Annotated in this window: 17 protein-coding genes; 12 read left to right on the top strand and 5 right to left on the bottom strand. The window is 69.0% G+C overall.

Annotated features, from left to right (window positions below; translation table 11 throughout):
- The first annotated feature begins 56 nt into the window (after positions 1-56).
- From guaD to AC07PF_RS30420, 4 genes are all read left to right on the top strand, one after another.
- Positions 57-1,364 (top strand): guanine deaminase, encoded by a 1,308-nt coding sequence (gene guaD / locus AC07PF_RS30435; protein WP_494614399.1) that lies wholly within the window; start codon positions 57-59, stop codon positions 1,362-1,364.
- Between the two features lie 23 nt (positions 1,365-1,387).
- The gene (locus AC07PF_RS30430) at positions 1,388-1,690 is read left to right on the top strand and encodes a hypothetical protein (RefSeq protein ID WP_494605129.1); all 303 of its coding nucleotides are present in this window, start codon (positions 1,388-1,390) and stop codon (positions 1,688-1,690) included.
- Between the two features lie 117 nt (positions 1,691-1,807).
- Positions 1,808-2,380: a dCTP deaminase gene (gene dcd / locus AC07PF_RS30425; RefSeq protein WP_007847855.1), complete on the top strand. Its 573-nt coding sequence runs from the start codon at positions 1,808-1,810 to the stop codon at positions 2,378-2,380.
- 140 nt (positions 2,381-2,520) lie between these two features.
- A complete protein-coding gene (locus AC07PF_RS30420) occupies positions 2,521-2,874 on the top strand; it encodes a hypothetical protein (RefSeq protein WP_494614398.1) in 354 nt (117 codons plus the stop codon).
- Here AC07PF_RS30420 and AC07PF_RS30415 read toward each other — a convergent pair.
- The 3 genes from AC07PF_RS30415 to pcp all read right to left on the bottom strand — a co-directional run bounded on the left by AC07PF_RS30415 (position 2,805) and on the right by pcp (position 6,260).
- A complete protein-coding gene (locus tag AC07PF_RS30415) occupies positions 2,805-4,523 on the bottom strand; it encodes a sensor domain-containing diguanylate cyclase (protein ID WP_494614397.1) in 1,719 nt (572 codons plus the stop codon). The genes AC07PF_RS30420 and AC07PF_RS30415 overlap by 70 nt on opposite strands.
- A gap of 51 nt (positions 4,524-4,574) precedes the next feature.
- Positions 4,575-5,501, bottom strand: a complete 927-nt coding sequence (locus AC07PF_RS30410) for a delta(1)-pyrroline-2-carboxylate reductase family protein (protein WP_494614396.1) — start codon at positions 5,499-5,501, stop codon at positions 4,575-4,577.
- 84 nt (positions 5,502-5,585) lie between these two features.
- Positions 5,586-6,260 carry a pyroglutamyl-peptidase I gene (gene pcp / locus AC07PF_RS30405; protein ID WP_186457794.1) on the bottom strand — a complete coding sequence of 225 codons (675 nt, stop codon included), beginning with the start codon at positions 6,258-6,260 and terminating at the stop codon, positions 5,586-5,588.
- A 139-nt stretch (positions 6,261-6,399) separates the two neighbouring features.
- Between pcp and ypfJ the strand changes: the two genes are divergently transcribed.
- From ypfJ to AC07PF_RS30390, 3 genes are all read left to right on the top strand, one after another.
- The gene (gene ypfJ, locus AC07PF_RS30400) at positions 6,400-7,290 is read left to right on the top strand and encodes a KPN_02809 family neutral zinc metallopeptidase (protein ID WP_007847847.1); all 891 of its coding nucleotides are present in this window, start codon (positions 6,400-6,402) and stop codon (positions 7,288-7,290) included.
- Positions 7,290-9,461, top strand: coding sequence for a SulP family inorganic anion transporter (locus AC07PF_RS30395; RefSeq protein WP_494614395.1), 2,172 nt, complete (start codon positions 7,290-7,292; stop codon positions 9,459-9,461). The genes ypfJ and AC07PF_RS30395 overlap by 1 nt, the downstream gene beginning before the upstream one ends.
- Before the next feature lie 179 nt (positions 9,462-9,640).
- The gene (locus tag AC07PF_RS30390; protein ID WP_494614394.1) at positions 9,641-11,140 is read left to right on the top strand and encodes a DEAD/DEAH box helicase; all 1,500 of its coding nucleotides are present in this window, start codon (positions 9,641-9,643) and stop codon (positions 11,138-11,140) included.
- A gap of 107 nt (positions 11,141-11,247) precedes the next feature.
- On the opposite strand, the gene AC07PF_RS30385 is transcribed toward AC07PF_RS30390, so the two are convergent.
- Positions 11,248-12,090: a symmetrical bis(5'-nucleosyl)-tetraphosphatase gene (locus AC07PF_RS30385; RefSeq protein WP_007847844.1), complete on the bottom strand. Its 843-nt coding sequence runs from the start codon at positions 12,088-12,090 to the stop codon at positions 11,248-11,250.
- A gap of 21 nt (positions 12,091-12,111) precedes the next feature.
- Between AC07PF_RS30385 and AC07PF_RS30380 the strand changes: the two genes are divergently transcribed.
- Both AC07PF_RS30380 and AC07PF_RS30375 read left to right on the top strand, forming a co-directional pair.
- On the top strand, positions 12,112-13,416 hold the full coding sequence (locus AC07PF_RS30380) for a hemolysin family protein (protein WP_494614393.1): 1,305 nt from the start codon (positions 12,112-12,114) through the stop codon (positions 13,414-13,416).
- Between the two features lie 138 nt (positions 13,417-13,554).
- Positions 13,555-13,845 (top strand): H-NS histone family protein, encoded by a 291-nt coding sequence (locus AC07PF_RS30375; protein WP_007847842.1) that lies wholly within the window; start codon positions 13,555-13,557, stop codon positions 13,843-13,845.
- 138 nt (positions 13,846-13,983) lie between these two features.
- Here AC07PF_RS30375 and AC07PF_RS30370 read toward each other — a convergent pair whose 3' ends face one another.
- Positions 13,984-14,859, bottom strand: coding sequence for a helix-turn-helix domain-containing protein (locus tag AC07PF_RS30370; protein WP_494614392.1), 876 nt, complete (start codon positions 14,857-14,859; stop codon positions 13,984-13,986).
- Positions 14,860-14,977: 118 nt separating this feature from the next.
- Here AC07PF_RS30370 and AC07PF_RS30365 point away from each other — a divergent pair, with 118 nt between their 5' ends.
- The 3 genes from AC07PF_RS30365 to AC07PF_RS30355 form a co-directional block, all read left to right on the top strand.
- Positions 14,978-15,385, top strand: a complete 408-nt coding sequence (locus AC07PF_RS30365; RefSeq protein WP_494614391.1) for a hypothetical protein — start codon at positions 14,978-14,980, stop codon at positions 15,383-15,385.
- A 181-nt stretch (positions 15,386-15,566) separates the two neighbouring features.
- A complete protein-coding gene (locus tag AC07PF_RS30360; protein ID WP_494614390.1) occupies positions 15,567-18,467 on the top strand; it encodes an aconitate hydratase in 2,901 nt (966 codons plus the stop codon).
- Between the two features lie 177 nt (positions 18,468-18,644).
- Positions 18,645-21,160: sensor domain-containing protein (locus AC07PF_RS30355; protein ID WP_494614389.1), on the top strand; the 2,516-nt coding region annotated here is incomplete at its 3' end.

The following is a 21,160-nucleotide window of genomic DNA, read 5'->3' as shown; positions in this document are numbered from 1 at the left end:
CCCATTATGGGCGGCTGCATATGCAGCGGCACGCCTGTGCCGCTAAGCTAGCCCCCATGGATGTCTACCGTTCTGCTCTTTTGCGTTTCGCCGACGATGGCTCGGCCCTGTACGACGAGGATGGCCTGCTGGCCATCGCCCCCGATGGTGCGGGCCGCCAGCGTGTGGTGGCCGCGGGCGCGTGGAATACCCTGGCGCCCACCTACGGGCAGGGCGCGGTCGAGCACCTGCCGGCCCGCCTCATCGCGCCGGGCTTCGTCGACATGCACATCCACTTCCCCCAGACGGATGTGATCGGCGCGCCGGCCGCGGGCCTGCTGCCCTGGCTGGAGAACTACACCTTCCCGCACGAGTCGCGCTTCGTCGACCCGGCCTATGGCGCCCAGGTGGCCGGCTTTTTTGTGGACGAGTTGCTGCGCAACGGCGTGACCACGGCGCTGACGTTTGCCACCTCGCACCCGGCGAGTGTGGACGCACTGTTCACCGAAGCGCAGAACCGCCAACTGCGCCTGATCACCGGCAAGGTGCTGCAGGACCGTCACTCACCCGACGGAGTGCGCGACCTCACCGAGCAAAGCCTCATCGACACCGAGGCGCTGATCCGGCGCTGGCACGGCGTGGACCGCCTGGGCTATGCCATCACGCCGCGCTTCGCGCCCACCAGCACGCACGAGCAGTTGCAGGGCGCGGGCGAACTGGCCGCGCGCCACCCCGACGTGTGGATCCAGTCGCACGTGGCCGAGAACCTCGACGAAGTGCGCTGGGCGCGCGAGCTGTTCCCGGCCTCGCGCAGCTACCTGGGCGTGTACGGCGACTACGGCCTGATGCGCGAGCGCGCGGTGTACGCCCACTGCATCCATTTCGACGACGACGACCGCGCGCTGATGCGCGACACCGGCACCGTGGCCGCCGTCAGCCCCACCAGCAACCTGTTCCTGGGCAGCGGCTTCTTCGACTATGCGGGCGCCGACCGCGTGGGTTTCGGCTATGGCTTGGCCAGCGATGTGGGCGGCGGCACCAGCTTCAGCCCGTTTCGCACCATGCTGGCCGCCTACTACGTGGGGCGCGAAGGGCAGACCAAGCAGGGCCTGAGCCTCTCGCCCCAGCAGCTGTGGTGGCAGCACACGGCAGGCGCCGCCAAGGCCCTGGGCCTGGGCGGCGTGGTGGGCAACCTGCAGCCCGGCTGCGAGGGCGACTTCGTCGTGATCAACCCCGCCGCCACCCCGCTGCTGGCGCGCAAGACGGCCCAGGCCGGCAACCTGGACGAACTGCTGTTCGCGATGATCGTTCTGGGCGACGACCGCCTGGTCGAGCGCACGGTGATCAGCCAGTCAGTCCCGGATTTGCAGGCTGCAGGCACCTGACGGGCGGCCTGGCATCCGGGACCATGCTGCGTACCGTGTCCTGCGCCGCTCCCTGGCTGGCCCTCGCGGCGGGCCTGCTGGCGGGCGAGCCCGTCCGGGCCCAATTGGCGAGCGACAGCACCGCCGCACAGCGGGTGCAGGAAGCCTGCCGCTCCGAGGTCTCGAAGTTCGAGGAGGCCATCGGTTTCATTCGCCGCTCGCAGGGCAACCAGGCGGCCGCGGACCTCAAGGAGAAGCTGCTGCCCGCCCAGCTGGAGCGCGACATCCTGTTCAAGGAAGGCTACTGCGGCCTGGCGCGCCACATCCGCGAGAAAAAGCTGAGGTGACACTTGCGCCGCTCTGGTGGGCTGGCAGGCGGCGCGCATGAAAAAGCCCGGCTCCGAGGGCTGCTGCGCAGGGCCGGTGGCAGCGTCCTGCCTAGAATACGGCGCAGGAGTTAACCAATGAGCATCAAAAGCGACAAATGGATCCGCCGCATGGCGGCCGACCACGGCATGATCGAACCCTTCGAGCCCGGCCAGGTACGCGAGGCCGAGGGCCGCAAGATCATCAGCTATGGCACCAGCAGCTATGGCTACGACATCCGCTGCGCGCCGGAATTCAAGGTCTTCACCAACATCCACAGCACGGTGGTGGACCCGAAGAACTTCGACGAAAAGAGTTTCGTGGACTTCCATGGCGACAGCTGCATCATCCCGCCCAACAGCTTTGCGCTGGCACGCACGGTCGAGTATTTCCGCATTCCGCGCAACGTGCTCACCATCTGCCTGGGCAAGAGCACCTATGCGCGCTGCGGCATCATCGTCAACGTCACACCCTTCGAACCCGAATGGGAAGGCTATGTGACGCTGGAATTTTCCAACACCACGCCGCTGCCGGCGCGCATCTACGCGGGCGAGGGCTGCGCGCAGGTGCTGTTCTTCGAGAGCGATCCCGACGACGTCTGCGAAGTCTCGTACAAGGACCGTGGCGGCAAATACCAGGGCCAGGTCGGCGTGACCCTGCCCAAGGCCTGACCGCCCAGGGCGCATGCGCGCCGCCGGCGGTCCTGTCCTACAGGGCCAGGGCACTTCGGCTGAAGTGCAAGTGTTGGTAAGTTTCCTAGCATGGGTGCATGCCTGCGGATGTTCGCAGGGTCCGTGTGAAGGAGTCCAACATGATCGACTTTGTTGACCCGTCCGCACCCCGCACGATGGCGGGTGCCGACCTGCCCCACCTGGCTGGCTCCCGCGCTGCCCGCCATGACCAGCACGGCGAGGCCGAGATCCATTACTGGCCGTGCGAAGTGCTCGATGCCTTCATCCTGCAGATGGCCAAGCGTGGCCACTGTGTGAACACGGCCATGATGCTCGGCCACCCGCCGTATGCGCAGGAACAGCTGGCGATCGCACGCCAGCACCGTGACAGCGAACTGGACGGGCTCGCCGCCCGTCTGGGAGACTATTTCAGCATCGGTCCGGCTTCGGGCTCCACGCACACCCTGTTGCGCCCCTGGCCCTTGGCCTCATAGAGCGCGGTATCGCTGCGGCGCATCATCTCGTGGGCGCTGTCCTGCCCCGGGCGCAGGCTGGCAATGCCCGCGCTCACCGTGATCCGCCCCACCAGAGGATCGTCCTGAGCCGCCATGCCGTCCACGATGGACTGGGCGATCGCGCGGGCGCCATCGAGGTCGGTGTCGGGCAGCACCACTGCAAACTCCTCGCCGCCGAGCCGCGCGATCACGTCCGACGCTCGCAGGCGCTGCTGCAGCGTCAGCGCCAGTCGGCGCAGCACCTCGTCACCCGCTTCATGCCCGAAGCTGTCGTTCACGCGCTTGAAATGGTCCACATCCACCGACACCAGGCTCAGGGGCCGGCCGCTGCGGCGCGCCAGGGCCAGCGCAAACTCCATCCTGCTGTCGAACCCCCGGCGGTTGAGCAGGCCGGTCAGGGCATCGGTGCGGGCCTGCAGGTCCAGCGCGCGGTTGGCGGCCTCCAGCTCCAGGGTGCGCACCCGCACCTTGTCTTCCATGGCTTCATGGGCCGCCATGAGGCGCTGCGTCATGCCGCTCAGGGCCGATGACAACTGGTGCACCTCGCGGTTGTGGGTGACCAGCGGAATCGTGGCCCCCGGCTTTCCCGATTCCACGAGGCTGGCCGCATCGGCCAGGACATAGAGGTCTTCGCTCAGGCGGCGGACCGCGATCCAGGCCAGGCCGGAGGCCAGCACGGCCGCCAGCAGGCCGATCACCACGGCCATGTGCACGGCACGGTTGGCTTCCGCGAACGCGACCTCCACCGGCTCCCGCGCCACGATGTGCCAGCCCAGGTCGCTGGGGGCGTTGCGGGCTTCCATGCGCACGCTGGAGGTCAGGTAGTTCTTGCCGTCGGCCCAGGGCACCACGCTGGCGGGCCGGGTGCCCGACTCCCGGGTGGCCACGGTCAGTGGCACGGGCAGGCGCTGGCCGCCGGCTTCGAGCGGGCTGCGGTACTCCGGCGGCGAGAAAATGAGCTTGCCCGTGCGGTCGAACACGAACAGGTCCACCGAGGCGCCCTGGATGCCAACGGGGGCCAGGCTTTGCAGCACCTCGCGCGTCCACTCCCAGCTGCCGTGCATGCCCAGCACGCCGACTGTCGTCTGCCCTGTGCGGATGGGGGCGGCAAAGTCCACGAAGCGGTGGGGTTCCCCCGAGGTGTTGGGTGGCAGCAGGGTCTCCAGCAGCTTGGCCGGGTGCACGTCGCCCACATGCAGTTGCGCAAGCCCGGCGATGAACCAGGGCCGCTCGCGCACGCTTTCGCCCTCCAGCAGCCCCTTGGTCGCGGCCCGCACCACCCCCTGGACATCGGCCACGCCGATCCACAGGCTGTGCGGATCGATGGACTGGCTGCGTGCCAGCAACTGGCGCACCTCGACCGAGCCCAGGCCGTGCTCCCAGATGCCTGGTGCATCGGCCAGCACCTGCACCACACGGCTGCGTTCGTACAGGCCCTGGGCGAGCTGCCGGCTGGCGTTGTCGGCCACGGTGTGCAGCGCCCGGCTGGCGTCGCGCTGTATGCGCAGCTGGAGCAATTCGCCAAAACCCAGGGACAGCAGCACGGCCAGCCCGACAACGAGCACCGCGAACACCAGCGAAATCTGCGTGCGCAGGCTCTGGCCGTGAAACCGGGTGGGATGGGTCATGGTAGTGGGGTGGTCCCTGGCGGGGAATGTGCGCCCGCTCCCATGTTCCCGTCAATGCCCCGGGGGCGCGGTGTTGGCGGAGCGCAGCACCAGGCGGGCAGCCGCCAGGTCCCAGCCGGCCCAGCCGCAGCTCTTGAACAGCACGGGCCCGGTGCGGGCGCGCGCAGCACCTGCCTGCCGCACCACGTCCCGCAGCGTGGGCAGGCGCGCGACATCGAGCCCGGCCTGCAGCAGGTCGCCGGCCTCGTGCCCGGCATCGGCCGTGTCCACCACCACCGTGCCCTGCTGTGCCATCCAATGGCACAGCCCGGGCGAGAGTTCGGCCATGGTGGGGGTGTAGGCACCGACCGCCGCCACGAAGGCATCGGGCCGGGGCCGGGCGTCCAGCACCACCGCCGTGCCCGGGGTGCACGCCGCCACCAGAGGGCAGTGGGCCAGGGCCGCATCGGCGTCCTGCACGACCCGGGCCTTTGCGCCCAGGGCGCGGGCCGCCTGTGCCAGGGCCTCGGCACTGGCCGCGCTGCGCGATGCGACCCAGACCTCGCGCACGCCGAGCACCTCCACGAAGGCCTGCACATGGGCCAGGCCCTGTACGCCGGCACCCACGACGAGAAACGGGCCCTGCGGCACCGGCGCCAGGCGCTGCGCTGCCAGCAGCGAGACGGCCGCCGTGCGCCGGGCTGTGACGGTGGGGCCGTCCAGCACCACGCGGCGCTCGCCGCTGGCCACGTCGAACACCACCACATCGCCCTGGATGGTGGGCTGGCCGCGCGCCGCATTGCCCGGGGTCAGGGTGATCAGCTTGGCCATGGCCACCGTGCGGTCGCTGGCCGGCATCACGAACAGCGTGCTGCCGCCCGCGAGCGGCAGCACGCTGCGCGGCGGCACGGCGATGCCTTCGTCCTGCAGCAGGGCTGCGATCTCGTCGGCCAGCGCGGCCCAGGGCAGCAGGCCGGCCGTGGCCTCGGGGCCGAGCATGGGGGCGGGGGATGAAGGCGGTACGGAATGCATCGGCAGACTGTACACAGCCCGGGCGCGTGTCGGCACGGGCCGGCCCCCGGTTCAGTGGGTGGCGCCAGCCCCGAGCGCGATGTCCTGCTGCGCCAGCACAGCCGCCCACAGCGCGGCATGCAGGCCGCGCACCATATCGCGCAGTGCCATGTGGGGCGTGCCCTGGCCGGGCAGCCAGGGCACGTGCACGAAGCCGCCGCGCATGCCTGCCGCTCCCTCGGTGGCCAGCAGGTGCATGAGGCCGTAGAGCACGTGGTTGCAGACGAAGGTGCCGGCGGTCTGCGACACCTCGCAGGGCACACCGGTGCGCTGCACGGCGCGCAGCATGGCCTTGATGGGCAGGCTGGCAAAGTAAGCCGCCGGGCCGCCCGGCACGATGGCGCCGTCGATGGGCTGGGCGCCCCGGTTGTCGGGAATGCGGGCGTCGTCCACATTGATGCCGATGCGCTCGATCGACAGGGCCGCCCGGCCGCCGGCCTGCCCCAGGCACACCGAAAGGGCAGGGCGCAGCTGCCGGTGCAGCGCAGCCAGGCGCTCCAGGGCCTGGCCGAACACGGTGGGCAGTTGCGCCGAGACCACCGTATGCCCGCCAATGCACTGGCCCTGCAGCGCCTGGGCCAGCAGCCAGCTCGGGTTCACGGCATCGCCGCCGAACGGGTCGAAGCCCGTGAGCAGGATGACGGGGTTGCTGGCGTCCGAAGGCAGGTGGTGGGGATGGGGCAGCATGGGCAGGGAGGGTGGTGGGGCGGCGACAGCCTGCATGGTAGCGCGCTGGTTTCCTACCTGCATCCGGTGTTCGCGAGGGCGCGCCGCGCGTAACATGCGGTCCATGCCCCCATCCGGTGGGGGCGCTGGAGAATCGACGATGAAATGGGAAGGCAATCGGGAATCCGACAACGTGGAGGACCGCCGGGACGAGGGCGGCGGTGGGGGCGGCGGCTCGCCCATCTTCGGCGGCCGCAGCATCGGCATCGGTACCATCGTGATCGCCCTGGTGGGCGGCTGGGTGCTGGGCATCAACCCGCTGACCATCCTGGGCCTGCTCAGTGGCGGCGGGCCGCCCGCGCAGGTACAGCAGCAACCGCAGGGGCCGGCACACCGCCCGCCGGCCGACGACACCATGGCGCGCTTCGTGTCCACCGTGCTGGCCGATACTGAGGACGTGTGGCAGGGCGTGTTCCGCCAGGGCGGCGGCACCTACCAGGAGCCGCGGCTGGTGCTGTTCCGCGGCTCTACCCCCACGGCCTGCGGTGCCGGCCAGGCGGCCATGGGCCCGTTCTACTGCCCGGCCGACCAGAAGGTCTACATCGACCTGGGCTTCTACGAAACCCTCAAGAACCGCCTGGGCGCGCCGGGCGACTTCGCCCAGGCCTACGTGATCGCGCACGAGGTGGGGCACCACGTGCAGAACCTGCTGGGCATCAGCGGCAAGATGGACCAGATGCGCGGCCGCGTGAGCAAGACCGAGTACAACGCCCTGTCCGTGCGCCTGGAGCTGCAGGCCGACTGCTTTGCCGGCGTGTGGGCGCACCATGCGCAGGCCGCCCGCAAGATCCTGGAGCAGGGCGATGTGGAGGAGGCCATGAACGCCGCTGCCAAGATCGGCGACGACGCCCTGCAGCGGGCCGGTGGCGGCCGGGTGGTGCCCGAGAGCTTCACCCATGGCAGCAGCGCCCAGCGCCAGCGCTGGTTCAACAACGGCCTGCAGAACGGCAGCGTCAAGGGCTGTGACACCTTTTCCGCGCGCAACCTGTGATGGGCCCTGAGCCGTCCTCCGCTGCGGTTCGCGAGGGGACGGCCGGCGCCGGGCCCGCCGTGTCGCCCCCCTCGGGCGCGGTGGCGGCCTGGTCGGCCGCTGCGGTCACGGTCCCGCATGCCGTGGGCCTGGGGCTGTTGGCCTTCGCGCCGTTGGCCGGCGGTTATTCGCTAGCGGCCCTGGCCCTGTGGTCGGCCGCCTTGCCCGGCCTGCTGCTGACCGTGCTGGCGCCGCGCCCAGGTGTCGTCTACGCGCCGACCACCGTGGTGGCCCTGCTGTTCGCCGCCGTGGTGGCCACGGCCCACGGCGCGGCGGGCACCCTGGGCCTCACGGCGCGCCAGGTGCTGGCCGTGAGCGGTGCCACCGTGGCGCTGGCGTTCGGCTTCCAGTGGCTGCTGGGGGTGCTGCGGCTGGCCTCGGTGGCGCGTTTTCTGCCGATTTCGGTGACCCATGGCTTTGCTGCGGGCGTGGGCCTGTCCATGGTCGTGGGCCAGCTGCGCAATGGCCTGGGCGCCGGCATCGGCTGGGGCTGGGACCTGCGCACGGCATGGCATGCTGCGGCGGCCCTGGCGGTGGTGGGCCTGGCGGTGCTGCTGCGCCGGCGCTGGCCCCGCATGCCGGGCCTGCTCACGGCCGTGGTGATGGTGGCGCTGGCGGTGGCCGTGGCCGGCCTGTGGGGTGTGGGCATGGGCGCCGTGTTCGCACCGGCCGTCACGCAAAGCGCCTTCGCCGGGCCGCTGTGGCCCGACTGGACGGGCATTCCCTGGCTGGAGCTGGCGCACCGGCACGGCTCGGCGCTGGTGGTGCTGGCCCTGCTGATGGCGCTGGTCAACAGCCTGGAGATCCTGGTCTTCAACCAGGAGCTGGAGCTCGACCATGGCCTGCGCGGCAACCCCAACCTGGCGCTGCGGCGCGAGAGCGTGCTGGGCGTGCTCTGCGGCCTGGCGGGCATGATCCCGGCGTCCACCAGCGCCTCGCGTTCGCGCATCGTGCTTGCGCAGGCCGGTGCCTCGGCCAGCGCACCGCGCTGGCATGCGGGCATCATGCTGGCCGTGGCGCTCACGGGCGCCTGGTGGCTGCACTGGGTGCCCATGGCCTGCCTGGCAGGCGGGCTGGTGCTGGCCGGGTTGATGCAGGTGCCCGGCCTGCTGTGGTCGCCAGGCTATGCGCGCCGCTCCAGCGTGACCTGGGCGCAAAGCTGGCTGGTGGCGCTGGTGTTCGCCGTCATGGGCGGCGTGGGGGCGCTGGTGGCCGGGCTGGTGGTGGCCACCTTCGTGCTGCTGCGCGATTCGGCCTCCAAGGTGTTGCGCCATGTGCGGCTGGACGGGCAGATGCGGTCGCGCCGCCTGCGCCGTGCGGGCTCCGACACCTGGCTGGCGCCGCGCATGAACCAGGTCGCGGTGTTCGAGCTGCAGGGCGTGATGTCCTTTGGCGTGGCGGCGCACCTGGCCGAGCAGGTGCGGCTGATGCTGCAGCCCCGCCACCGCTGGGTGGTGCTGGACGCCAGCCGCGTGCCAGCCTGGGACAGCACCGCCCTGGCGCAGCTGCGGGCCCTGGTGCGCGACCTGGGCCTGCAGGGCGTGGCCTGCGCCGTGGCCGCGCTCGACCGGGTGGCGGCCGAGCATGTGGGCTCCGGCGTGCGCAGCTTCGCCGATGGCGACCGGGCCCTGGAATGGGCCGAGGCGGCGATCCTTGCCGAACGGCCCGAGCATGAACGGCCTGTCTATCCCGAGCAGGACAGGCTCGGCGAAATTGGCGAAGGCATCGCCACGGAGGCCCGGCTGGCGCTGGAGGCCCTGCTGGAAGCGCTGCCCATGGCGGCCCATGGTGTGGTGTTCAACGCCGGCGATACCGACCGCGACCTGCTGGTCGTGCAGTCGGGCCATATCACGCTGGTGACCCAGTGGCCGCCCGAGCGGGGCCTGCGCCTGGCCACCGTGGGGCCGGGCATGGCGTTCGGGGAGATGGCCTTCCTCAATGGCGCTGCCCGCACCGCCAGCGCCGGGGCGGAGCTCGGTCCCGCGCAGCTGGTGCGGTTGTCGCGGGCGCACTTCGATGCCTGGGCCCACCGCTACCCCGAAGCCGCGCTGACCGTGATGAACAACATTGCCCAGATCGGTGCGCGCCGCCTCGCGGTCACCACGCGCCAGCTGCGCGCGGTGCTGGAGTAGGGCTTGCCGACAGGCATCGGCCCCCGGAAATTACCATCTGTGACTTGATGGTTATTGGTTTGGTGCTATCGAAATAAAAGCACCAAACCCAGTCTTGTGGCGGCATGCCTCGGTGAATTCACCCTTGCTTACCACCCCCATGGTGTGTTTGGGCCACCGGTGCGACAATAGAGGGCTAAATGACAAGTTCTTTTTCCAATCTTTCGCTGGCCGAGCCGCTGGCGCGTGCCGTGGCCGAAATGGGCTACGAGTCCATGACGCCCATCCAGGCACAGGCCATTCCGGTGGTGCTCACCGGCCAGGATGTGATGGGTGCCGCCCAGACCGGCACTGGCAAGACGGCGGCGTTCTCGCTGCCGCTGCTGCAGCGCCTGCTCAAGCACGAGAGCAGTTCCACATCACCCGCCCGCCACCCCGTGCGTGCGCTGGTGCTGCTGCCCACGCGCGAACTGGCCGACCAGGTGGCCCAGCAGATCGCGCTGTACGCCAAGTACACCAAGCTGCGCAGCACCGTGGTCTTCGGCGGCATGGACATGAAGCCCCAGACCATCGAGCTCAAGAAGGGCGTCGAGGTGCTGGTGGCCACGCCGGGCCGCCTGCTGGACCACATCGAGGCCAAGAACGCGGTGCTCAACCAGGTCGAGTACGTGGTGCTCGACGAGGCCGACCGCATGCTGGACATCGGCTTTCTGCCCGACCTGCAGCGCATCCTGTCCTACCTGCCCAAGCAGCGCACCACGCTGCTGTTCTCGGCCACGTTCTCGCCCGAGATCAAGCGCCTGGCCGGCAGCTACCTGCAGAACCCCATCACCATCGAGGTGGCTCGCCCGAACGAGACGGCCTCCACGGTGGAACAGCGCTTCTACAGTGCCAACGACGACGACAAGCGCCGTGCCATCCACCAGGTGCTCAAGACCCGGGGGCTCAAGCAGGCCTTCATCTTCGTGAACAGCAAGCTCGGTTGCGCCCGCCTGGCGCGCAGCCTGGAGCGCGAAGGCCTCAAGACGGCGGCCCTGCACGGTGACAAGAGCCAGGACGAGCGCCTGAAGGCCCTGGAAGCCTTCAAGAAGGGTGAAGTCGACCTGCTGGTGTGCACCGACGTGGCCGCGCGTGGTCTCGACATCAAGGACGTGCCCGCGGTGTTCAACTTCGACGTGCCGTTCAACGCCGAAGACTACGTGCACCGCATCGGCCGCACCGGCCGTGCCGGCGCCTCGGGCCTGGCGGTCACGCTGGTGTCGGGCAGCGATGCCCGCCTGGTGGCCGACATCGAGAAGCTCATCAAGAAGAAGATCGATCTCGAAGCCATCGAGTACGACGAAGACCAGCCGCGTGGCCGCATCAACGATGGCCGCCGTGCCTGGCGCGAAGCGGGCGAGACCGGTGATGGCCGTGACGCCATTGCCTCCGGCCCGCGCCGCGAGCGCGAACGCGAACACCGCCCTGGCCGTGAAACCCGCGAGCCGCGCGAGCAGCACCGGGGCTTCCGTCCTGCAGTGGCATCGCGCGACCCGTTCTTCGAAAAACCCTACGAATCCAGCGCGGCTGCCGACGCAGCCCCCGCCTGGGAATCGGCCCGATCGGCCCCGCGCAGCAGCGTGTCCGCCAACATCAAGCCCAAGCGCAAGGTCGCGGCGCTGTTCAAGGCCGCAACCGCCGTCGTCGCCACCACGGACTGACGCACGCGTCGGTGGGCGAAGCTCCAAGGGCTGCTGCGGCAGCCCTTGCCACGTCTGGCGCTCCCTTGGCGCTCCCGCAGCGCTGCAGGGCCGTCGACGGCCGCGGCTCAGCCCGGTGCCTGCGACTGCTCGCAGTGCACCTGCAGCAGCTCGCGGTCGGCCAAGGTGGTGCCAAAGCGCATGGCGCTCAGGCAGCCGCCCCAGACGCAGCCCGTGTCCAGCGCCAGGGTGTCGCTGCGGTCCAGCAATCCCAGCGTGGACCAGTGGCCGAAGGCCACCAGGCTGCCTGCCGCCCGCCGGCCCGGCACGTCGAACCAGGGCATCAGGCCCTCGGGGGGCGTGTCCGCGCTTTCGGTGCTCTCGAAGTCCATCACCCCGCCCGCCGAGCAAAAGCGCAGCCGTGTCATCGCATTCACGATGGTGCGCAGCCGGTCCATGCCGGTGAGCGCCGGGTCCCAGCGGTCCGGGCCGTTGCCGTACATCTGGTGCAGGAAGTCCGGCAGCCCCGGGCCGCGCAGCACGTCCTGCACTTCGCCCGCCAGCGCCAGGGCCTCGTCCACGGTCCATGCGGGCAGCAGGCCGGCATGCACCATGGCCAGGCGCTCTCCCGCGTGGACGTGGGTGCGCATCAGGGGCTGCTGGCGCAGCCAGCCGAGCATGGCATGGCGGTCCTGCGCCTCGAGCACCTGGCCCAGAGTGTCCTTGCGCGAGGGCTTGCGTGCCCCATGCGCCGTCGCCAGCAGGTGCAGGTCGTGGTTGCCCAGCAGCGGGCGCAGCGCATCGCCGTGCCGCATGCAGCGGCGCAGGGCCGCCGCTGATTCGGGCCCCCGGTTCACCAGGTCGCCCAGCAGGTAGACCGTGTCGCGGCTGGCGGAAAAACCGATCTCGTCCAACAGGCGTCCGAGCGCGCTGTCGCAACCCTGGATATCGCCTATGCAGTAAAGTGCCATCGTGTTCCCATTTGTAGAACCATGGATTTTCTGCTGATTGCGCTGCTCACGCTGCTCAATGGCGTCTTTGCCATGTCCGAGCTGGCACTGGCGTCGAGCCGCAAGTCGCGCCTGGCGGCCCTGGCGGCCGAGGGGGACAAGGGCGCGCAGGCCGCGCTCGAACTGCTGGACAACCCGACCCGGTTCCTGTCCTCGGTGCAGGTGGGCATCACCTCCATCGGCATGCTCAACGGCATCATCGGCGAGGCCGCGTTCAGCGATGACCTGGCGCGCTGGCTGCAGGCGCTCGGTGCGCCCGAGCGTGCCGCCGGCATCGCCGCGACTGCGCTGGTGGTCACGGTCATCACCTTCATCACCATCGTCTTCGGTGAACTGGTGCCCAAGCGCATCGGCCAGCTCTACCCCGAGACCGTGGCCCGCTTCGTCGCGCGGCCCATGGCCGGCGTGGCGACGGTGGCCAAGCCCTTCGTGCGCCTGCTGTCGCTGTCCACCCAGGGTGTGCTGAGCCTGCTGCGCATCGACAACAATGCCGGCCGCGCCGTGACGGAAGAGGAGATCGTGGCCAGCCTGGAGGAGGGCCGCGATGCCGGGGTGATCGAGCACCACGAGCACCAGATGGTGCGCAACGTGTTCCGCCTCGATGACCGGCCGCTGACCTCGCTGATGGTGCCCCGCACCGACGTCCAGTGGCTGGAAGCACGGCTGAGCGTGGCCGAAGCCCTGCAGATGGCGGGCACCGGCGGCGGCCATGGCGCCCACTCCTGGTATCCGGTGGGCCGGGGCTCGCTCGACGAGGTGGTGGGCCTGATCAGCGTGGCGCGCCTGCTGGAACTGGGCGTGCAGGCCCCAGGCTCCATCGAGCAGTACGCGCTGCCGGCAGCCTTCCTGCCCGAAACCCTGAGCGGCATGGAACTGCTCGAACAGTTCCGCGCGCGCTCCGGCCGCATGGTCTTCGTGGTGGATGAATATGGCGTGGTGCAGGGCATCATGACGCCGCGCGATCTGCTGGAGGCGATCACCGGGGAGCTTCAGCCGGGCGCCGCCATCGACGCCTGGGCCACGCAGCGCGAGGACGGCGCCTGGCTGCTCGATGGCCTGATGCCGGTCAGCGAACTCAAGGCGCGCCTGGATATTCGCGAGTTACCCGGCGAGGAGCGGGGCCGTTACAACACACTGGCGGGATTGCTCATGGCCGAATCAGGCCATTTGCCTGCCGTGGCCGAGCGCATTGCCTGTGCCGGGTGGATATTCGAGGTGCTTGGCCTGGAAGGCAAGAGAATCGACAGGGTATTGGCACAAATGGAACAGCCTGACCCATCCGGGTGATTACCTGGACAACTGGATATATTTTCGTCCGTGCGGTTGTTTCAACGGCTTGTCACGATTTTTTTGGCCAACCCGGCAAAATTTGCCCATTATTCCTATAATGGGGCCTCCTTTGTCCACCCAGCAACCCAACATACCATGACAACCAGCTACAAAGAACTCCTCAAGCAACGCGATGCCCTGGAACAGCAAATCGGTGAAGCGCGCAAGCGCGAGCTGTCCGATGCCGTGTCGCAGGTGCGTGCTCTGGTGGCGGAGTTTGGCCTGACCGCGCAGGACGTGTTTCCCAGCGGCCGGGCACGCAGCGCCAGTGCGGGTACCAAGGTGGCGCCCAAGTACCGTGACCCAGCCACGGGCCAGACCTGGACAGGCCGTGGCAAGGCACCGAAGTGGATTCAAAACGAAAACCGCGAGAAATTCGCCATTTGATGGGTTGAATCATCGATTGCGGGGCGGCCCTTTGCCGGGCCGCATAAAAAAGAGCCCGCAGCCGCGGGCTTTTTGCATGGCGTGCACCCTGTGGGGGCGGGTCGGATGCTGCTGCGACGGCCGCAGCGGCAGCACTGCTCAGTGGGGAGCCGCGGCTATTTCGCGCAATACCTGGGCCGTGAATTCATCGGCCGGAAAAAATGACTCCACCGCCAGCTCCTGCAAGGTCACGTCCACCGGCGTTCCAAATATGGTGGTGGTGCTGATAAACGAAAGCGTTCCCCGGGCACTTTGAAAGCAGAAGGGCATTACCACACCCAGCATTTCACCGTCGAGCACCAGGGAACTCGATTCATCGGGCGCCGGGTATTCGAGCAGTTCGGCCTGCAGGGCGATCAGCACTGGGTCGGCCGTGGCCTGTATCTGCTGGCGCAGGCGCTCGAACAGATGGGCCCGCCACTGCGCAAGATTGGCGATGTGCGGGGCCAGGCCCTTGGGGTGCAGGCTCAGGCGGAACACGTTCACCGGCCCTTCCAGCAGTTCGGGGCTCACATGGTTGGCCAGCAGCGCCTGGGCGGCACGGTTGGTGGCCACCACGTTCCAGCAGCGGTCCAGCGCCAGCGCCGGGCAGGGCTCGTGCCCCTTGAGAACCAGCTCCACGGCCTGGCGTGCGGCGGCCAGGGCCGGGTCGTCCAGCGCGCGCTCGCGGTACATGGGCGCATAGCCGGCCGCCACCAGCAGCGCATTGCGCTCGCGCAGCGGGATCGCCAGGCGCTCGCACAGGCGCAGCACCATCTCGCGGCTGGGGTTGGTGCGTCCCGTCTCCATGAAGCTCACATGGCGGGTGGAGATGTCCGCCTCGTCGGCCAGCTCCAGCTGGCTCAGGTGGCGCTGCTGACGCCAGGTGCGCAGGTAGTCCCCGAACGAAGCGGGGCCCGGCGTGCTGCCGCGGTGGCCGGCGGCCGCAGGCCGGTGGGGCAGGGAGGGGCGTGGGGCGTGGTGTGGGCTGGTCATGCCCTGCATCCTAGAGGCATATCGCACGCGGGCCATTACCTCGCAGGTCATCGACGCCGTGAGCGGTCGCGGCCACCATGGAGGCTCTTGCACTTCAACACAACCCAAGGAGTCCATCATGTCCTATCTGTCCTCTCCCTCGTTCCTGCGTGCCGTGGTGTGGTTCGATGCTGCCACGGGGGTACTGCTCGCCGCCCTGCACCTGGCGCTCACCGAGCCGCTGTCGCAGTGGCTCGGCTTGCCGGCAGGCCTGGTTTCGGCCAGCGGTCTGGCGCTCATGGGCTTTGCGCTGCTGGCGGCCGTGATTGCGGGCCAGCGCCACACGCCGCGTGGCCTGCTCGGGTTGCTGGTGGCGGGCAATGCCGCCTGGGCGCTGGCCAGCCTGGGCCTGTTGCTGTCCTCGGCCGTGGCCCCCACGGGCTGGGGCCAGGCCTACCTGGTCGTGCATGTGGTGTCGGTGGGCCTGCTGGCCGAACTGCAGTGGTTCGGCATGCGCCGCCTGCCGTCGATGGCCACTGCTGCCTGAAGGCCGGCACGCACGCGCATCGGCCGCAGGGGCTGTGCCCTGCACGGGGCATGAGAGGGGGGCGTTGGCCCCCCTTTCGGCGTATAGGCGCCCACCGCTTTCATGCGCATGCATACCCCCACCGTTTCATCCGCCACGCGGGACTGACAGAATAGGCCTTGTCGCATCACAGGAGTCAGCCATGGCCACATCGACCAAGTCGTCGCCCCAGCCCGCCCGCCACGCTTTTGCCAGCACGCTCAAGAACTTCAAGACCGCGTCCGGCAAGACCGGGCAGTTCTATTCGCTCCCTGCGCTCGCCAAGGAGTTTCCCTCGATCAACCGCCTGCCGGTATCCATCCGCATCGTGCTCGAATCGGTGCTGCGCAACTGCGATGGGCGCAAGGTCACGGCCGAGCATGTGCGCCAGCTGGCGCACTGGGGCCCCACGGCCGAGCGCAAGGACGAGATCCCCTTCGTGGTCTCGCGCGTGGTGCTGCAGGACTTCACCGGCGTGCCGCTGCTGGCCGACCTGGCCGCCATGCGCAGCGTGGCCGCCAAGCTGGGCAAGAACCCCAAGAAGATCGAACCCCTGGTGCCCGTGGACCTGGTGGTGGACCACTCCATCATGGTCGACTACTACGGCAAGAAGAATTCGCTGGACCTCAACATGAAGCTCGAGTTCCAGCGCAACCGCGAGCGCTACGAGTTCATGAAATGGGGCATGCAGGCCTTCAGCACCTTCGGCGTGGTGCCGCCGGGCTTCGGCATCGTGCACCAGGTGAACCTGGAGTACCTGGCCCGTGGCGTGCACAAGACCAAGGCCGGCGTGCACTACCCCGACACCCTGGTCGGCACCGACAGCCACACCACCATGATCAATGGCATCGGCGTGGTCGGCTGGGGCGTGGGCGGCATCGAGGCCGAGGCCGCCATGCTGGGCCAGCCCGTGTACTTCCTCACGCCCGACGTGGTGGGCTTCGAGATGACGGGCCAGCTGCGCGAGGGCGTGACCGCCACCGACCTCGTGCTCACCGTGACCGAACTGCTGCGCCAGCACAAGGTGGTGGGCAAGTTCGTCGAGTTCTTCGGCGAGGGCACGCGTACGCTGGCCCTGCCCGACCGGGCCACCATCGGCAACATGGCACCCGAGTACGGTGCCACCATGGGCTTCTTCCCGGTGGACGAGAAGACCATCGATTACTTCCGGGGCACGGGCCGCACCAAGGCCGAGATCGAAGCCTTCGAGGCCTACTTCAAGGCCCAGGGCCTGTTTGGCGTGCCGCTGGCCGGCGAGATCGATTACTCGCAGGTCGTGCGGCTCGACCTGGGGACAGTCACCCCCAGCCTGGCCGGCCCCAAGCGCCCGCAGGATCGCATCGAGCTGGGCAAGGTCAGCAGCCAGTTCGTCGACCTGTTCAGCAAGCCCAATGCCCAGAACGGCTTCAACCGCCCGGCCGAGCTGCTGCACACCCGCCACCACATCCACCGCGGCCAGGAGATGGTGCAGGAGGCCGCACCCAAGGACAAACCCGCACCCGCGGGCGCCCCCCGCTCGGTGGCCGAGATGGAGGGCAACAAGCCCGCGCTGGCCACCGCCCATGCCGATGCGGCCGCAGCCATGCCCACCAAGGGGGCCGATCCCACGGTGGGCAATGGCGACGTACTGATCGCCGCCATCACCAGCTGCACCAACACCTCCAACCCCAGCGTGCTGCTGGCCGCCGGCCTGCTGGCCAAGAAGGCGGTGGAGGCGGGCCTCAAGGTGCAGCCGCACATCAAGACCTCGCTGGCCCCGGGCTCGCGCATCGTCACCGACTACCTCACCGAGACCGGCCTCTTGCCCTACCTGGAGAAGCTGGGCTTTGCGCTGGCCGGCTACGGTTGCACCACCTGCATCGGCAATGCGGGCGACCTCACGCCCGAACTCAACGAGGCCATCACCGGCAACGACCTGATCTGCGCGGCCGTGCTCTCGGGCAACCGCAACTTCGAGGCGCGCATCCATCCCAACCTCAAGGCCAACTTCCTGGCCAGCCCGCCGCTGGTCGTGGCCTATGCCATTGCCGGAACGGTGCTCAAGGACCTCATGACCGAGCCCGTGGGCAAGGGCAAGGGCGGCAGGGACATCTACCTGGGCGACATCTGGCCGACGAGCGACGAGGTGCACCAGCTCATGAAGTTCGCGATGAACGGCAAGGCCTTCCGCGAGAACTACGCCAAGGTCGCCACCGACCCCGGCAAGCTCTGGGAAAAGATCAAGGGCGTGAGCGGCAACGCCTACACCTGGCCCGCCAGCACCTACATCGCCGAGCCGCCGTTCTTCGGGCAGTTCACGCTCGAACAGGGCGCTGCGACGGCCTCTGCCGTGCATGGCGCACGCATCATGGCGCTGTTCGGCGACTCCATCACCACCGACCACATCTCGCCCGCAGGCTCCATCAAGGCCACCTCGCCCGCCGGCCAGTGGCTGCAGCTCAACGGCGTGCAGAAGGCTGACTTCAACAGCTACGGCGCGCGCCGCGGCAACCACGACGTGATGATGCGCGGTACCTTCGCCAACGTGCGCATCAAGAACCTCATGCTCCCGCCCACGGCCGATGGCTCGCGCGAAGAGGGCGGGGTGACGGTGTTCCAGAACGAGGGGCCCCTGCAGGGCGAGAAGATGTTCATCTTCGACGCCGCCATGCAGTACATGGCGCAAAAGACGCCCACGGTGATCTTTGCCGGCGAGGAGTACGGCACCGGATCGAGCCGCGACTGGGCCGCCAAGGGCACGCAGCTCTTGGGCATCAAGGCCGTGGTGGCGCGCAGCTTCGAGCGCATCCACCGCTCCAACCTGGTGGGCATGGGCGTGCTGCCGCTGCAGTTCAAGGGCTCCGACTCGTGGGAGTCGCTGGGCCTTACGGGCAACGAAACCATCAACGTGCTGCCCGACCCGGCGCTCACGCCCCAGAGCGATGCCACCCTGGTGATCCGCCGCACCGACGGTTCCAGCCAGGAGGTGGTGGTCACGCTGCGCATCGACACCCCCATCGAGGTGGACTACTACCAGGCGGGCGGCATCCTGCCCTTCGTGCTGCGCCAGTTGCTCGAAGGCTGAGCGGGTGCAGCGGGCGGACGCGGCCTGGAGCCCGCGCCCGCCCGCCAGGCCACCACCAGCCGGCTGGTGGCAGCGATTGTGGCGCACATGCTGCGCGCGTTTCGCCCGATGACCGCTGGCGCTTACAGCCCGATACACTGGTGAGGTGCAGCTGACGCCCTATCCCCCACAGCTCCTATGAAACCCCCAGTCCACCGCTCAGAGCGGATGCTCGTCTCGGACGCTCCCGCCGCCACGGTGGTCCTGGCCGTGGGGGTGCTGGCGCTGGTGATGGTGTCCCTGGGCGGCATCCTGGGCGAGGGAAGCGACCGCCAGCATGGCCTGGAGCCCTTTATGGAGCTGGTGGCCATCCTGCTGGCGCTGCTGGTGGTGTCCGTGTCCCTGCATGTGCTCGACGAACAGGGCCAGGGCCGTGCCAACGTGCTGGTCGCCGGGTTCGGCGTGGCCGCGGTCTGCAATTTCCTGCACGGCGTGCTGGCCCATGCCACGCCGCAACCGGCGTCCGCCCTGGTCACCGACATGGCGCTGTGGCTGGGCGCCTGGGTGCGCGTGGCCGAGTGCGCCGCGCTGCTGCTCACAGCACTGCATGCCTCCCTGCCCGGGCCTGCCCGGGTGTGGGCGGTGGCTGCGGGCGCGTTTTCCCTGGCGCTGGTCTGGGCGGCCGTGGGGCCGCTGGCCCGTGGGTTTGCCCAGGCGTCGGGCGGCATGCTGCCAGCGCTGATGGCCGCCGTGCTGTGCCTGGGACTGGTGGTGGCTGCCGTGCGCCTGCACCGCGACGCGGCGGCGGGCGACAACCGCACGCGCGGGCGCCTGCTGGCCTGGGCGGCGGCCGCCTTCGCGGTCGCAGAACTCCTGGTGGGCCTCTCCGGCGCAGGGCAGCTCGGCTGGGCCGACATGCTGGCACATGGTGCGCGCGTGGTGGGCTACGCGCTGCTGTACCAGGCCGTGTTCGTGGTCGGCATGCGCCAGCCTTTCGAGCGATTGCACCAGGCCGAAGCCCAGCTGCGCGAGAGCGAGACACGGCTGCAGCTGCTGGGCCGCAACCTGCCGCTCAGCGTGCTCTACCAGGTGGTGCGCGAGACCGACGGCCGCATGCACTTCGTGCACATCGGCGATGCCATCGAGCGCCTGAACGGCCTGCGCGCCGAAGACGTCCTGCGCGACCCGGGTGTGCTGTACCAGCAGATCCTCCCCGAAGACCTCCCCATGCTGGAGGAGGCCCGGGAGCAGTCGCTGCGCACCATGGGGCCCATGGAGGCCAATTTCCGCATGCGCGTGTCCTCGGGGGCCGTGCGCTGGATCCACCTGAGTTCCTCGCCCCGGCTGCTCGAGGGCGGGCGCGTGATCTGGGACGGCGTGCAGAGCGACATCACCGCCGAGCGCGAGGCCGAGCAGGCCGCCCACGCGCACGAGGTGCAGATGGCCAACATGCTGCGCCAGGTGCCTGGCGGGGTGGCACGGCTGGACCGCGACCACCGGGTGCTCTATGTGAACGAGCAGCAGGCCCGTTGGCTGCACCGCACACCGGAGCAGTTGCAGGGGCAATTGCTGCAGGACGTGATCCCCACCGCGGTCATGGCACGCATGCAGCCCCAGCTGAAAAAAGCCTTTGCCGGCGAGACGGCGGTCTTTGAAAACCGCATCGATGGCCTGGATGGCGCCCAGTACCGCCACACCACCCTTGTGCCCGAGTCCATCACCGACCAGGGCGTGATGGCGGTGGTGGTGTTCGCCTACGACCTGACCGAGCTCAAGCGCATCGAGAACGAGCTGGCCCAGCAGAAGGCCCACCTGGCGCGCGTGGTGAACGCCATACCGGACATGGTCTTCCTCAAGGATGCGGACGGCGTCTATGTCTCCTGCAACCCGGTGTTCGAGCGTTTCGCGGGCAAGCCCGAGCGCGAGGTCATCGGTTGCACCGATTTCGACATTTCGCCCGCGGCCGCGGCCGAGCAGTTCCGGGCCTACGACCGGCGCGCCATGCAGGCCTGGCAACCCCTGGTCTATGAAGAACAGCTGACCTTTGCCGAAGATGGCTACCAGGGGTACTTCGAGACCATCAAGACGCCCATCCGCGACCTGCATGGCCGGGTCACGGGCGTTCTCGGGGTGTGCCGCGACATCACCGACCGCAAGCGCGCAGAGCAGGAGATCGAGCGGCTGGCGTTCTACGACGCGCTCACGGGCCTGCCCAATCGGCGCCTGCTGCTGGACCGCCTGCAACGCTCCATTGCCGCCTGCCAGCGCAGCAAGAACCTGGGTGCCCTGCTGTTCATCGACCTCGATAACTTCAAGGACCTCAACGACACCCTGGGCCACGACATGGGCGACCAGCTCCTGTCCCAGGTCGCCACCCGCCTGGTGGGCAGCGTGCGCGAAGCCGACACCGTGGCCCGCTTTGGTGGCGACGAATTCGTCGTCATGCTGGACAACCTGAACCCCGAGCTGCAGGACGCCGCCGCCCAGGCCGAAACCGTCGCAGAAAAACTCCTGGCCAGCCTGAACCAGCCCTTCGCCCTCGGAGGCCAGCAGCACTACAGCACCCCCAGCATCGGCATCACCCTGTTTGGAGACGAACGCCTGTCGGTCGATGAACTCCTCAAACGGGCCGACCTGGCCATGTACCAGGCCAAGGCCGCCGGGCGCAACACCCAGCGCTTCTTCGACCCGGACATGCAAGCGGCCGTCAACGC

This window comes from Acidovorax sp. GW821-FHT10A04, assembly GCF_059415825.1.
Note: the sequence above shows the minus strand (reverse complement) of the source record. Positions and strands in the feature narration are given on the sequence as shown.